Raw genomic sequence first — 14,420 nt, 5'->3', positions numbered from 1 at the left:
CGCCCCCGACCCCGAGACCTGCCAACGCATGGAACCCAGCACCGCTTCCAGTCCTTCCGCCAGCACCGCCGTTGCCGGCAATGCCGCCCGCGTGATCCGCGAGTGGATCGAGGGCGGCGTGTATCCGGTGGGCGCGCTGCTGCCGTCGCAGCGCGACCTGTCGGAGCAACTGGGCATCAGCCGGACCTCGCTGCGCGAGGCGCTGTCCACGCTGCAGGGGCTGGGCCTGGTCGTGGCGCGGCCCGGCAAGGGCATGTACGTGACCGAGGCCACCGACGCCCCGGCCTCTGCCGCAGAGGCCTGGCGCTTTGCCGACTCGCATGCGCTCACCGATGTCTATCAGCTGCGCTATGCGCTGGAGGGCTTTGTCGCACGCCTGGCCGCCCTGGTGGTGCAGCCCGAAGACGTGGCGGCCCTGCAGGCCAACCTGCAGGCCATGCAGCAGAGCATCGAGCTGGCCGATTTCGTGCAGGCCACGCGCCTGGATTTCGAATTTCACCTGCAGATCGCCACTATCTCGGGCAACCATGCGATTGCCGACGTGCTGCGCGGCAGCGGCGAGGTCATGCAGGAAAGCCAGCGCCTGCCGTATTACAAGCGCGGCGCGCGCCATGCGACCGCCGAGGAGCATGCCGCCATCATCGAGGCCCTGTCCCAGGGCCGGCCCGAGCTGGCGCAGCAGGCCATGGCCACGCACATCGTGCAGGCTGCCCAGCGCGCGGGCGTGCACTTTCCCACCGGCCTGTAGGCGCGCCGGCACGAGCCCGATCGGCCGGGTTTTTGGCCTTACCATCCTTGGCGCAACGCATTTTTCCCCTCTCCACAGACCGCCACGGATGCCGATCCATGACAAGCCAAGGAAATGAACTCTGCATACTGGCAGACGCCCTCGCGGCGCAGCGCGAAGGACTCTTGCAGACATGGCGCAAGGCCGTCAGGCGGGACCCGGCACTGACCGCCGGCGAGGCGCTTCCCCGCACCCAGTTGAACGATCACATTCCGGCCGTGCTGGCCGCGTTCGAGCAGCAATTGCGGGCCCTCGGCGGTGCCCCGGCAGGCGCTGCCGAGCCGCCGGTCGATGGCGAGCAAGCCGCCGCCCACGGTCTGCACCGCTGGCAACAGGGCTATGACCTGCATGAAGTCGTGCGCGAGCTGGGCCTGCTCAACGAAGTCATGGTGGCGCAACTGGAGGCCTATGCCGAGGAGCATCCCGATGCGCATGGCGCCATGCCCGTTGCGCGCAAGGCCTGGGCTGCCACCTACACGCGCGACGTGCAGGACAGCAGCACCCAGTATTTCCGCCTGCAGCAGCAGGAGGCCGAGGGCCATGTGCGGGACCTGGAAGCGGCGCTGCATGACGTGAGCACGCTGGACCTGCAGCGCTCGCAACTGTGGGAGCAGGTCGCGCATGACCTGCGCAGCAACGTCGGCGTGGTGGCCAATGTGACCCATGGCCTGGGCATGCAGCATGCGCCGGCACAGTCGCGCGAGAAACTCCTGCGCATGCTGGACCGCAACGTCCAGTCGCTGCGCCATCTGCTGGATGACGTGACGGAGCTGGCCAAGCTGCACGCCGGGCGCGAGCATCGCCAGCTGACCTCCTTTGACGCAGCCGAGGTGATCACCCATCTGTGCGAGGGACTGCAGGCCCTGGCCAACGATCGCGGCCTGTACCTGCACCTGCAGGGGCCGGGGACGATGCCGGTGGAAGGGGATGCCTTGAAACTGCGCCGCATCGCGCAGAACCTGATACTCAACGCGCTCAAGTACACCCAGGAGGGCGGTGTCACGGTGAAGTGGGCTCTGGGCGATGGGGAGGACCGGCGCCGCTGGATGCTCTCCATCGGGGACACGGGCCCTGGCATGGCGCCTGCGGCGCCTTTGGTTGCCGCCCTCAAGCAGGCCACGGACATGGACCCTTCGGGCCACCTGGGGACGGCGGCGTCCGGGGAGGTCCGCACCGGGGGCGTGCCGCAGCAAGGCGGTGCGGCGGCCAGCTACCGCAGCGGCGCAGGCGAGGGGATCGGCCTGTCCATCGTCAAGCGGCTGGCGGAATTGCTGGACGCCACGATCGAGGTGCAGTCGGCCGCGCAGACCGGCACGACCTTTCTTCTGTTGTTTCCGCTGCGATACGCCGACGAGTGACCGATAGCCGGGCCAGAAGATGAAAAAACGGGCACACAGGCCCGTCGTTTCGAGTGCGGGGTGCGGCCTGTGCCGCCGCCCCTGAGTCCGATGCTCAGGACTCTTCGTCCATCTGCGACTGCAGGTAGTTCTGGATGCCGACCTTGTCGATCAGGTCCAGCTGGGTTTCGAGGTAGTCGATGTGCTCCTCGGTATCGTCCAGGATCTTTTGCAGCAGGTCGCGCGAGACATAGTCGCGCACGCTTTCGCAGTGGGCGATGCCATCCTTGATGGTCTGCTGCGCGGTTTTCTCGCTGCTCAGGTCGCAAGCCAGGGCTTCGGGCACGTCCTCGCCGACTTGCAGCTTGCCCAGGTCCTGCAGGTTGGGCAGGCCGTCGAGCACGAAGATGCGGTCCATGAGCCAGTCGGCGTGCTTCATCTCGCCGATGGACTCCTTGTATTCCTTCTTGGCCAGCTTGTCGAAGCCCCAGTGCTTGTACATGCGGTAGTGCAGGAAGTACTGGTTGATGGCCGTCAGCTCGTTCTTGAGCTGGGCTTGCAGCCAGGTGATGACTTGTGCGTCGCCTTGCATGGGGAACTCCTTTGTTGTACGTGGGGGACCGCGCCGATCGCCGGCCGCTATAGGGGTGGATTGTCTAGGGTTTCTGCGTCAGATCAAGCAAACCCCTGTTATCGCGCATTGGCTGCTTATGAGGCGCGTTCTCGTTTGCGGGCCGGCTGCCGACGCGGCTGCGGGGTTGCTGCATTGCCTTGTCATATTTCGGCCCAAAATAGCCTCTTCAGGCCGGTGGCGGGCTGGTCAAGCCCGCAGGCCTGGAGAGCAAGGATGTTCACATAGTTTTTGGCAATCGGATGAATTCAATCAATTCATTGGATCAATCGATTGCCTGGGCCTAGACTTCGTCCTGTGTTCACTCACCAACCACAAAGGAAACAGCAATGTCCGTGATCAACACCCAAATCAAGCCCTTCAAGACGCAGGCCTTCAAGAATGGCAAGTTCATCGAAGTGACCGAAAAGGACGTCCTGGGCAAGTGGGCCGTGTTCTTCTTCTACCCCGCTGACTTCACCTTCGTGTGCCCCACCGAACTGGGCGACGTGGCCGACCATTACGACGAACTGCAAAAGCTGGGCGTGGAAGTCTTCTCCGTGTCCACCGACACCCACTTCGTGCACAAGGCATGGCACGACACGTCGGACACCATCCGCAAGATCAAGTACACGATGCTGGGCGACCCCACCTGGGAAATCAGCAACAACTTCGAAGTCCTGCGTCCCGGCCAGGGCCTGGCTGACCGCGGCACCTTCATCGTCGATCCCGATGGCGTGATCCAGGCTGTGGAAATCACCGCCGAAGGCATTGGCCGCAACGCCGTCGATCTGCTGCGCAAGGTCAAGGCTGCCCAGTACGTCCGCAACCACCCCGGTGAAGTCTGCCCCGCCAAGTGGGAAGAAGGCGACAAGACCCTGGCTCCTTCGCTCGACCTGGTCGGCAAGATCTAAGCGGTACACCGCTTCCTGTTCACAGTTGAACTGTTGAAGACGCCCGGGTGCCTGGCGCCCGGGCTTTTTTTTCCGAAAATTCGTATTTCCCTAGGAGTCCGACATGCTTGACAACAACCTGAAAGCCCAATTGCAGGCCTACCTGGAGCGCCTGCAGCGTCCGGTGGAGCTGGTGGCTTCGCTGGATGACAGCCAGGGTGCGCGCGAGCTGAAGGAACTGCTGCTGGAAATCCGCGAGCTGAGCGACAAGATCACCGTCGTCGAGCACAACGACGCCGAGGTGCGCAAGCCCTCGTTCCTGATCACCAATCCAGGCGTGGACAGCGGCGTGCGTTTCGCAGGCGTCCCCCTGGGCCATGAATTCACCTCGCTGGTGCTGGCCCTGCTGCAGGTCGGCGGCCATCCGTCCAAGGAATCGGCCGAGCTGCTGGAGCAGGTGCGCAATATCGACGTGCCGCTGCACTTCGAGACCTATTACTCGCTGTCCTGCCACAACTGTCCCGACGTGGTGCAGGCGCTGAACCTGATGTCCGTGCTCAATCCCAAGATCAGCCATACCGCCATCGACGGCGGGCTGTTCCAGAAGGAAGTCGAGCAGCGCGAAGTCATGGGCGTGCCCACCGTCTTTGTGAACGGCGAGCGCTTCGGCCAGGGCCGCATGGAGCTGGCCGAGATCGTGGCCAAGGTCGATACCGGTGCCGCTTCGCGTGAAGCGGCCAAGATTTCCGCCAAGGATGCCTTCGACGTGCTGATCGTCGGCGGCGGCCCGGCCGGCGCGGCGGCTGCCATCTATGCGGCACGCAAGGGCATCCGCACCGGCATCGCCGCCGAGCGCTTCGGTGGCCAGGTGCTGGACACCGTGGACATCGAGAACTTCATCTCGGTCTCCAAGACCGAAGGCCCGCAACTGGCCGCCGCCATGGAGCGCCATGTGCGCGACTACGAGGTGGACATCATGAACCTGCAGACGGCGTCCAAACTGATTCCGGCTGCCACGGAAGGCGGGCTGATCGAGGTGCAGACCGCCTCGGGCGCCAGCCTCAAGGCCAAGACCGTCATCCTCTCGACCGGCGCGCGCTGGCGCAACATGAACGTGCCGGGCGAGGACAAGTACCGCACCAAGGGCGTGACCTACTGCCCGCACTGCGACGGTCCCTTGTTCAAGGGCAAGAATGTGGCCGTCATCGGCGGCGGCAACTCGGGCGTGGAAGCGGCCATCGACCTGGCCGGCATCGTGCGCAGCGTGACGCTGCTGGAGTTCGCCAGCGAGCTCAAGGCCGACGCCGTGCTGCAAAAGAAGCTGCGCAGCCTGCCCAACGTCACGGTCATCCTCAACGCCCAGACCACCGAGGTCAACGGCGATGGCAAGAAGGTCACCGGCCTGACCTACAAGGACCGCACGACGGAAGAGGTCAAGACCGTGGCGCTGGAAGGCATCTTCGTGCAGATCGGCCTGCTGCCCAACACCGACTGGCTCAAGGGCACGGTGGAGCTGACACGCTTCGGCGAGATCGTGATCGACGCCAAGGGCCACACCAGCGTGCCCGGCGTGTTCGGCGCAGGTGACTGCACCAACGTGCCGTACAAGCAGATCATCATCGCTGCCGGTGCCGGCTCCACGGCTGCGCTGTCGGCCTTCGACCACCTGATCCGCCACTGACCAGCCATTGACCAGTTGCTGCTCCGCCATGGCGCGGAGCAGGCGGAGAAAGGGCCCGGATGCCATGGCATCCGGGCCCTTTTTTCATCGCCCGACCAGGGGCAGAAGGCCTGGCGCAGCAAGGGGAGGGCGGGGGCTGTTTTTCATGCCCGCGTCTTCAGGCGCGGGCCTTGTCGCTGTGGGTGTCGCGCAGATAGCTGCCTGGTGGCACTCGGCGCCAGCAGGGATTGTTCCGGGGACCATGCGCCAGATCAAACCAATAAATGAGAACTATTCGCATATAATTTTTCTTCATCCAGCCAGCACATGACGCGCCAACGGCTGGCGGGCCACCCGCCAGCCGCTGCAAGCAGAAGCCAGCTCTCGCACATCCATGTTGATCAGAGAGAGAGGGCTTCGCAATGGCTTACGACTTCGCAATGCAATCAAGCGCCCGGCGGGCGCGCCATCCCCTGGCCGCCGCCTGCGCGCTGCTGTGCGCCTCCGCTGCCCTGGCCCAGGATCCGGGGCAGGCCGCCGCAAACGTTGCAAATGCCGGGGATGCCGACACGCAATTGCTGGCGCAGGCCGCGTCCGGGGTACGGACCCGTGCCCCGGCCCTCAAGGAGATGGTGATCAGCGCCTCGCGCGAGGTGCAGGACCCTGACACCCTGCCCATGAGCATCGACGTGATCGACGCCGGCCGCATGGAACGCGAGCAGGCCAGCGACATCCGCGAGATGGTCAACCTCCTGCCCAATGTCGAGGTGCCGCGTGCCCCGGCCCGCTTCTCGCTGGCGACCTCTCCGGCCGGGCGCGATCAGAACAGCGGTTTCAACATCCGTGGCCTGGACGGCAACCGCGTGCTCATGCTGGTCGATGGCGTGCGCCTGCCGCGCAGCTACAGCTTCAGCGCCAACAGCTTCGGCCGCGACTACCTGGACCTGGGCCTGGTGCAGCGCGTGGAAATCCTGCGCGGCTCCACGCCGGCGCTCTATGGCTCGGACGGCATGGGCGGCCTGGTCAACTTCGTGACCGTGCAGCCGGACGATCTGCTGGGCAAGGACAAGCGCATCGCCGGCCGCGTGGCTGCCGGCTACGACGGCTCGGACAACGGCCGCAAGCTGGGCGCCACCGTGGCGGGCCGTGCCAGCCCCGAATGGGCATGGCTGCTGTCGGCGGGCCTGGGCCGCTCGCACGCGCTGGAGAACATGGGCACGAACAACGTGACGGGCGCGGCGCGCACCACGCCCAATCCCGAGAAAGACCGCAGCGAATCGCTGATGGGCCGCCTGGTCTTCACGCCCAGTGCCGTGCAAAAGCATGTCTTCACCTTCGAGAACGTGGACAAGCGCGCCGACTACGCCCTGCTGTCCGCGCGTTCGGCCACCGTGGCCAATTCCGACTCGCGTACCGACATGAAGCGCTGGCGGGCCAGCTGGCAGGGCCAGTGGCAGCAACTGGGCACGGCGCTGGCCGACGAACTGCAGCTGATGGCCAGCTACCAGAAGTCCGACGCGCGCGAATTCGTCACCGAGACGCGCATCGGCCTGCCCTACCGCGAGCGCGACGTGACCTATGACGAGGACGCGATCCAGCTGCACGCCCAGGCCAGCCGCCTGCTGCGCTGGAGTTCTTCGGCCAGCGGCAAGTTCACCTACGGGCTGGACTACCTCCGCAACAAGGTGGTCAACGCGCAAAACGGCATCACGCCGCCCGTGGGCGAGAGCTTCCCGCTCAAGCGCTTCCCCGACACCACCGAAAGCGCCACCGCCCTGTTCGCCCAGGCCGAGTTGCACAACGGCCCCTGGAGCGTGACCCCGGGCCTGCGCGCCGAGCACTACAGCATCAAGCCCCGGCAGAACGGCTTTGTGCCCACCGTGGTCAGCAACTCCGACTCCGCGCTCTCGCCCAAGCTGGGCGTGATGCTGCAGGCCAGTCCGGTCTGGTCCGTCTATGGCAACTATGCGGCGGGCTTCCGGGCGCCCAATGCCGGCCAGATCAACGCTTTCTTCGAGAACCCGGTGGCGTTCTACCGGAACATTCCCAACCCGAATCTGCGGCCTGAAAAGAGCCAGACCTTCGAGCTGGGCCTGCGCGGGCGCATGGACAGGCTGCGCCTGGACGCCGCCGTGTTCACGGGGCGCTACAAGGACTTCATCGTCGACCAGCAGTTGGTTGCGGGCCAGCCCGGCAACACGGCCAACCCCGCCATCTACCAGTCCATCAACGTGGGCCGCGCCCGCATCAGCGGCTTCGAACTCAAGGCCGATTACGACTGGGGCCGCTGGGCCGGCGGCGACTGGCAGACGCGCCTGGCCTATGGCTATACCGACGGCAAGGACACGCAGTCCGACAAGCCGCTGGACACCATCTCGCCCCAGCAACTGGTGCTGGGCGTGCGCTATGAGCGCTCTGCCGTGGGCGTGCAGTTCAACGTCTCGCACTGGAGCGGCAAGAAGCCCGGCGACGTGTCCAACGGCAGCGCCGCCTGGCTCAGCCCCTCGGCCACCGTGGCCGACCTGAGCGCCCAGTGGCGCATACGCCCCGACCTGCGCCTGAACGCCGGCATCTACAACCTGACCGACAAGAAGTACTGGCGCTGGGCCGATGTGCGCGGCCTGGCTGCCAGCACGGCGATTGCCGACGCCTACAGCCAGCCCGGCCGCCATGTGCGGGTGTCGATGGTCAAGGATTTCTGAAGCATGCGCCTGTGGCGCGGGCGCATGCATGTGCAACGCTGCCAACTGAAACGCAAGGAGAACCCCATGCATCCATCCAAGAGTGAGAGCCTTGCCCAGGACGAGGAATACCTGCTGCCCGAGAACGAGGCCGCGCTGGCTGCCACGCTGGCCCTGATGACCGGCTTCGGCCACGGCTGCTGCGACACCCATAGGCCGGCCATGGCCGCCCGGGTGGCCGAGCAGCTCGAAAACCTGGCCTGCGCGGGCGGCTTGTCCCATGACATGCGCGCGCTGCTGGGGCGGCTGCAGCAACGCTGGCAGGCAGTGGCCGATGCGGGCGCGCCGTCGCGCTCGCACCGCGCCGTGTCTGAGGCCGGAGTGTCTCTGCCCGGAGTCCATGCAGCCCAGCCGGTGCCCCATGCGCTCTGGCACGCACCGCTGGACACCCTGCAATGAGCAGCGCCGTCCACGATGCCGAGGAGGGCGGGCTCCTGATTCCCGTCGATGCTCCCGCAGTCCGCCAACGCTTTGCGCGGGCGCGCCAGGGTGGCCTGCGCGCCAAGGAGGCCGCCGATTCCCTGGGCCTGCCGGAAGGCGCCGCCATTGCCGCGCATGCGGGCCAGCATGAGGGCAGCCTCCAGGCCGTGCCGCTGCGCGCCGAATGGCTGGCCATCCTGAAGGGCTTGCAGGACTGCGGCCCCGTGATGGCGCTGACGCGCAACGAGTCCACGGTCCACGAAAAGACCGGGGTCTACCAGAAGCTTTCGGCCAACGGCGGCGTGGGCCTTGCCCTGGGCCGCGACATCGACCTGCGAATGTTCTTTGCCCAATGGCATGCCGGCTATGCCGTGACCGAGCAGCCTGCCCAGGCCGGCAGGCCGGCCATGCGCAGCCTGCAGTTCTTCAATGCGCAGGGCCGTGCCGTGCACAAGGTCCATGCGCGCGAGTCCACCGACCTGCAGGCGTGGGAGGCGCTGGTGCAGCGTTTCGCCGAGCCCAGCGCTGGTTACCTGTTCCGCCATGCCCGCCCACGTGCGCTGCCGCAGGCCGACGAGGCCATCGACGTGCCCGGCCTGAGCACTGCCTGGGCCGCCATGCAGGACACGCATGAATTCTTCAATCTGCTGCGCCGGTTCGGCGCCGAGCGCCAGCAGGCCTTCCGCCTGGTGCCCGGCCACTGCGCGCGGCTGGCGCCCGAGTCCGTGGCCCAGTTGCTGGGCGATGCGGCCGTGGACGGCCTGCCCATCATGGTCTTCGTGGACAGCGGCGGCTGCATACAGATCCACACCGGCCCCGTGCACAACATCCAGCCCATGGACACGCCCGGCGGCGCACAGTGGATCAATGTGATGGACTCGGATTTCAACCTGCATCTGCGCTGCGACCTGATCGCCAGCGTCTGGGCCGTGCAAAAGCCCACGGCCGATGGCGTGGTCACCTCGGTCGAGGCCTTCGATGCCCAGGGCGACCTGATGGCCATGTTCTTTGGCGAGCGCAAGCCGGGCCGGGCCGAGCTGCCGGGTTGGCGCGAACTGGTGGCAGGCCTGCCGCGCCTGGCAGCGCAGGCGCTGGCCTGAACGCACCCAGGCCCTGAAAACAAAGATCCGGCCATGCGACGGGCCGCGTCAGAGATGCACGGTGGCGGCCACCAGCCTGCCCACCAGCGGACGCACCACCATCACGCAGACAAAGGCCACGGGCATGGCCAGCACATAGGCCTGTATCACGCGCTGCAGGTAGTCGGCGCCCAGGCCGCTGTTGGCGCCGACGATGGCGCAGCACATCAGAAACGCCATGATTGCCGACATGTAGAAGGCAAAGACGATGGGTGCGAAGCGGCGGTGCAGCTTGCGGCTGCGGGGGGCTGCAGGGGTTGCGGGAGCGATGGAGGCAGAGGTATCGGGCATGAAGGCGTATCCGGTCAGACCGCTTGTCGATTCGGCGCGGCAAGTGCAGGACTGTAGGCAAGGCCCGTGCTGCCGTGTAGAGGGCTGCAGCTTGGTGCACTCGTAAGCTATATTGATGAATCCATTTTTCATCCATAGTTTTTTGTGCCTAATCTGCGCTCCATCGAGACCTTCGTCAAAGCCCTGGAAGGCGGCTCCATTGCCTCGGCTGCGCGCCAGCTGGGCATTTCTCCGGCGGCGGCCAGCCAGAACATCGCCCGGCTGGAGCGCGAGCTGGGCACGCGGCTGATCACGCGCACCACGCGATCCATGGCGTTGACCGAGGCGGGCGAGCGCTATCTGGCGCGCGTGGGCCCCGTGCTGCAGGAGCTGGAAAAGGCGCAGTCCGACCTGTCCCAGCTGCACGGCGAGTTGCAGGGCCGGCTGCGCATCGCCTGCATGGCAGCCTTTGGCCGCCATGTGCTGGCGCCGCTGCTGCCGGCCTTTGCCGCGCAGCATCCCCGGCTGGAGCTGGAGTTGCTGGTGGTGGACCGGCAGGTGGATGTGCTCAAGGAAGACGTGGACATCAGCGTGCGTTACCGCGATGTGCTGGAGCCCGGCATGGCCGTGCGCCAGCTGGCGGCCGTGCCGCGCGTGCTGTGTGCATCACCGGCCTATCTGCAGGCCCATGGCAGGCCACGGACGGCCCAGGATCTGCTGGACCATGCCTGCCTGCTGTACCGGCGCGAGGCCGATGGCCGCTTCATGCGCTGGCCGTTTTCACGCGACGGCAAGCGTGTGGACCCGCAGCTGCGCGTGACCGCCATCGCCAGCGACGTGGATGCCCTGACCGAGATGGCCGTGGCCGGGGGCGGCATTGTCTGGATCGGCAGCTTCATTGCCCACCGCTACATGCGCGAAGGACTGCTGCAGCCGCTGGCCCTGGGCCCGGCCCGCAAGGGGCAGCTGCATTTCGAGGACACCACGCTGGATTTCTTCGCCTGCTTTCGAGACCGCCAGTACGTGCCGACCAAGGTGCGGGCCCTGGTGGACTACCTGGTCGACACGCTGCCGCGGCAGCCCATGCTGCGCTGGAACGTCCCGGCCTGAGCAGCGCAGGGGAGGCTAGTGCCCCAGGTGCTGGGGCAGCACCTCCTGCAGGATGGTGGTGGCGATTTCCTCGATGGACTTGGTCGTGCTCGACAGCCACGGTATGCCGCTGCGGCGCATCATGGATTCGGCCTCGGCCACCTCGTAGCGGCAATTGACGAGGCTGGCGTACTTGGAGTCGGGCCGGCGTTCGTTGCGGATGCTGGACAGGCGCTGCGGATCGATGGTCAGGCCGAACAGCTTCTTGCGCGAGGGCACCAGGGCGGGCGGCAGCTGCTTGCGCTCGAAATCCTCGGGGATCAGCGGGTAGTTGGCCACCTTGAGGCCGAACTGCATGGCCAGGTACAGGCTGGTGGGGGTCTTGCCGCTGCGCGAGACGCCGACCAGGATCACGTCGGCGCCCGTCAGGTCCTGGTGGGTCTGGCCGTCGTCATGGGCCAGCGTGTAGTTGATGGCCTCCATGCGCTCCAGGTATTCCTTGCTCTCGCTGATGTCGGCGAAGCGGCCCACGCGATGCAGCGATTTCTGGCCCAGCTCCAGCTCCAGCGGCCGCACGAAGGTGCCGAACATGTCGAACACCTTGCCCTTGCACTGGCTCTCGATCAGGTCGAGCATGTCCTGGTTGACCAGGGTGGTGAAGACGATGGGCTTGTGGCTTTCCGACTCGGCCACATGGTTGATCTGGCGCACGGCCTGGTGCACCTTGTCCATGGTGTCCACGAAGGGGATGCGGACCAGACGCGACTTGGTGTCGAACTGGGCCATGATGGCCGTGCCGAAGGTCTCGGCTGTAATGCCAGTGCCATCGGAGATGACGAAGATGGTGTGGGTGTGCATGGTGGTCGGACTCTGGACAGGGGGGCTGCCGTCGGTTCACGGCAAACGCCTACAATGGCGCCCATTATTCCCAATTTCCCATCCATGCTCGCTGCCGGCCTCCAACCAGAACAGCAAAGCCTCGCGCATGCCTGCGTGGATGGATCGACCGTGCCCGGCTTTGGCAGCCGGGGCGGCGCACGACGGTTTTCAACTTCTGGAGCTTTCCCATGTCTCAACTGTTCGAGGCCACCGCCCTCGTCGTTCCGTTTGAACAACTGAGGATGACCGATGTCGAGTCCGTAGGCGGCAAGAACGCCTCGCTCGGCGAAATGATCTCGCAGCTGCCGCAGGGCGTGCGCGTTCCCACGGGCTTTGCCACCACGGCCCACGCCTTCCGCCAGTTCCTGGCCCACGACGGCCTGGCCGACAAGATCAGTGCCAAGCTGGCCGCCCTGGACGTGGAAGACGTCCGCGCCCTGGCCCAGGTCGGTGCCGAAATCCGTGCCCTGGTCGAGAACCAGCCCTTCCCGGCCGATCTGGAGCAGGCCATCCGCGAGGAATTCGTGCGCCTGCAGGGCGGCAACGAGGCAGCCTCGTTCGCCGTGCGCTCCTCGGCCACGGCCGAAGACCTGCCCGACGCTTCGTTTGCCGGCCAGCAGGAAACCTTCCTGAACGTGGTGGGCATCGAGTCGGTGCTGCACAAGATGAAGGAAGTGTTCGCCTCGCTGTACAACGACCGCGCCATCTCCTACCGCGTGCACAAGGGCTTTGCCCACGACGTGGTGGCCCTGTCGGCCGGCGTGCAGCGCATGGTGCGCTCCGACCTGGGCGCGGCCGGCGTGATGTTCACCATCGACACCGAATCGGGCTTCGAGGAAGTCGTCTTCATCACCTCCAGCTACGGCCTGGGCGAGACCGTGGTGCAGGGCGCCGTCAATCCTGACGAGTTCTATGTGCACAAGCCCATGCTCAAGGCCGGCAAGAAGGCCCTGATCCGCCGCAACCTGGGCTCCAAGCTGATCCAGATGGTCTTTGCCTCGCCCGAGGAAAAGGCCGCCAGCGGCAAGCTGGTCAAGACCACCGACGTCGCCCATGAGCTGCGCAACCGCTACTCGCTGTCCGACGAGGACGTGCAGCAGCTGGCCCACTATGCCCTGGTCATCGAGCAGCACTATGGCCGCCCCATGGACATCGAGTGGGGCAAGGACGGCACGGACGGCCAGCTCTACATCCTGCAGGCCCGCCCCGAGACCGTGAAGAGCCAGGCCAAGGGCCAGGCCGAACAGCGCTACGCCCTCAAGGGCACGGGCAATGTGCTGGCCGAAGGCCGCGCCATTGGCCAGAAGATCGGCACGGGCCCCGTGCGCCTGGTCAATGACATCGCCAACATGGACCAGGTCCAGCCCGGCGACGTGCTGGTGACCGACATGACCGATCCCAACTGGGAGCCGGTGATGAAGCGCGCCTCGGCCATCGTCACCAACCGTGGCGGCCGTACCTGCCACGCGGCCATCATCGCGCGCGAACTGGGCATTCCGGCCGTGGTCGGCTGCGGCAATGCCACCGACCTGCTCAAGGACGGCACCCTGGTCACCGTCAGCTGCGCCGAAGGCGATACCGGCAAGATCTACGACGGCCTGATCGAGACCGAGATCACCGAAGTGCAGCGTGGCGAGATGCCAGCCATCAAGACCAAGATCATGATGAACGTGGGCAACCCCCAGCTGGCCTTCGACTTCGCCCAGCTGCCCAACGAGGGCGTGGGCCTGGCCCGCCTGGAGTTCATCATCAACAACAACATCGGCGTGCACCCCAAGGCCATCCTGGACTACCCCGCCGTCGATGCCGACCTCAAGAAGGCCGTCGAGTCCGTGGCCCGCGGCCATGCCTCGCCGCGGGCCTTCTATGTGGACAAGGTTGCCGAAGGCGTGGCCACGATTGCCGCCGCCTTCTGGCCCAAGCCCGTCATCGTGCGCATGTCGGACTTCAAGTCCAACGAGTACCGAAAGCTCATCGGCGGCAGCCGCTACGAGCCCGAGGAAGAGAACCCCATGCTGGGCTTCCGTGGCGCCGCGCGCTACATCTCCGAGGACTTCGGCGAGGCCTTCCGCATGGAGTGCGAGGCACTGCGCCGCGTGCGCGAGGACATGGGCCTGACCAACGTGCAGATCATGATTCCCTTCGTGCGCACGCTCAAGCAGGCCGAGCGCGTCACCCAGCTGCTGGCGGCCAACGGCCTCAAGCGCGGCGACAACGAACTCAAGCTCATCATGATGTGCGAGGTGCCCTCCAACGCCATCCTGGCCGACGAGTTCCTCGAGTTCTTCGACGGCTTCTCCATCGGCTCCAACGACCTGACCCAGCTGACGCTGGGCCTGGACCGCGACTCCGGCCTGGAGCTGCTGGCTGCCGACTTCGACGAGCGCGACCCGGCCGTGCGCAAGATGCTGTCGCGCGCCATCAAGGCCTGCCTGGACCAGGGCAAGTACGTGGGCATCTGCGGCCAGGGCCCTTCGGACCACCCGGACTTCGCCCAATGGCTGGCTGACGAAGGCATTGCCTCCATCTCGCTGAATCCCGACAGCGTGGTCGCCACCTGGCAGCGCCTGGCGCAGTAAGGGCTGGCAGCGTCGC

12 protein-coding genes are annotated in these 14,420 nt (G+C 66.1%); 9 read left to right on the top strand and 3 right to left on the bottom strand.

Annotated elements, in window-relative coordinates; all coding sequences use genetic code 11:
* Positions 1 to 28 precede the first annotated feature (28 nt).
* Positions 29 to 748 (top strand): FadR/GntR family transcriptional regulator, encoded by a 720-nt coding sequence (locus CLV01_RS23940; protein WP_043795813.1) that lies wholly within the window; start codon positions 29 to 31, stop codon positions 746 to 748.
* Positions 749 to 846: 98 nt separating this feature from the next.
* Positions 847 to 2,145, top strand: coding sequence for a sensor histidine kinase (locus CLV01_RS23935; protein WP_099733046.1), 1,299 nt, complete (start codon positions 847 to 849; stop codon positions 2,143 to 2,145).
* A gap of 94 nt (positions 2,146 to 2,239) precedes the next feature.
* Here CLV01_RS23935 and bfr read toward each other — a convergent pair whose 3' ends face one another.
* Positions 2,240 to 2,716: a bacterioferritin gene (gene bfr, locus CLV01_RS23930; protein WP_016447611.1), complete on the bottom strand. Its 477-nt coding sequence runs from the start codon at positions 2,714 to 2,716 to the stop codon at positions 2,240 to 2,242.
* Positions 2,717 to 3,084: 368 nt separating this feature from the next.
* Between bfr and ahpC the strand changes: the two genes are divergently transcribed.
* The 5 genes from ahpC to CLV01_RS23905 all read left to right on the top strand — a co-directional run bounded on the left by ahpC (position 3,085) and on the right by CLV01_RS23905 (position 9,548).
* A complete protein-coding gene (ahpC, locus tag CLV01_RS23925) occupies positions 3,085 to 3,648 on the top strand; it encodes an alkyl hydroperoxide reductase subunit C (protein ID WP_012206871.1) in 564 nt (187 codons plus the stop codon).
* A gap of 103 nt (positions 3,649 to 3,751) precedes the next feature.
* Entirely contained in the window at positions 3,752 to 5,308 is a 1,557-nt protein-coding gene (gene ahpF, locus CLV01_RS23920; RefSeq protein ID WP_012206870.1) for an alkyl hydroperoxide reductase subunit F, read from the top strand.
* A gap of 401 nt (positions 5,309 to 5,709) precedes the next feature.
* A complete protein-coding gene (locus CLV01_RS23915) occupies positions 5,710 to 7,989 on the top strand; it encodes a TonB-dependent hemoglobin/transferrin/lactoferrin family receptor (protein WP_099733047.1) in 2,280 nt (759 codons plus the stop codon).
* Positions 7,990 to 8,055: 66 nt separating this feature from the next.
* Positions 8,056 to 8,427 (top strand): hypothetical protein, encoded by a 372-nt coding sequence (locus tag CLV01_RS23910; protein ID WP_043783655.1) that lies wholly within the window; start codon positions 8,056 to 8,058, stop codon positions 8,425 to 8,427.
* Positions 8,424 to 9,548, top strand: a complete 1,125-nt coding sequence (locus CLV01_RS23905) for a hemin-degrading factor (RefSeq protein ID WP_099733048.1) — start codon at positions 8,424 to 8,426, stop codon at positions 9,546 to 9,548. The genes CLV01_RS23910 and CLV01_RS23905 overlap by 4 nt, the downstream gene beginning before the upstream one ends.
* 48 nt (positions 9,549 to 9,596) lie before the next feature.
* Here the strand turns inward: CLV01_RS23905 and CLV01_RS23900 are convergent, their stop codons facing one another.
* Positions 9,597 to 9,878 carry a DUF2798 domain-containing protein gene (locus tag CLV01_RS23900; RefSeq protein ID WP_099733049.1) on the bottom strand — a complete coding sequence of 94 codons (282 nt, stop codon included), beginning with the start codon at positions 9,876 to 9,878 and terminating at the stop codon, positions 9,597 to 9,599.
* Positions 9,879 to 10,022: 144 nt separating this feature from the next.
* Here CLV01_RS23900 and CLV01_RS23895 point away from each other — a divergent pair, with 144 nt between their 5' ends.
* Positions 10,023 to 10,967, top strand: a complete 945-nt coding sequence (locus CLV01_RS23895; protein WP_099733050.1) for a LysR family transcriptional regulator — start codon at positions 10,023 to 10,025, stop codon at positions 10,965 to 10,967.
* Between the two features lie 15 nt (positions 10,968 to 10,982).
* On the opposite strand, the gene ppsR is transcribed toward CLV01_RS23895, so the two are convergent.
* Complete coding sequence (gene ppsR / locus CLV01_RS23890) at positions 10,983 to 11,804, bottom strand: posphoenolpyruvate synthetase regulatory kinase/phosphorylase PpsR (protein ID WP_012206864.1); 822 nt, start codon at positions 11,802 to 11,804, stop codon at positions 10,983 to 10,985.
* A 209-nt stretch (positions 11,805 to 12,013) separates the two neighbouring features.
* Here ppsR and ppsA point away from each other — a divergent pair, with 209 nt between their 5' ends.
* Entirely contained in the window at positions 12,014 to 14,404 is a 2,391-nt protein-coding gene (gene ppsA, locus CLV01_RS23885) for a phosphoenolpyruvate synthase (RefSeq protein WP_012206863.1), read from the top strand.
* Positions 14,405 to 14,420 lie beyond the last annotated feature (16 nt).

Source organism: Delftia sp. 60 (assembly GCF_002754395.1).
Taxonomy (GTDB): Bacteria; Pseudomonadota; Gammaproteobacteria; order Burkholderiales; family Burkholderiaceae_C; genus Comamonas; species Comamonas acidovorans.
This window is presented reverse-complemented; position numbering and strand designations above follow the sequence as displayed.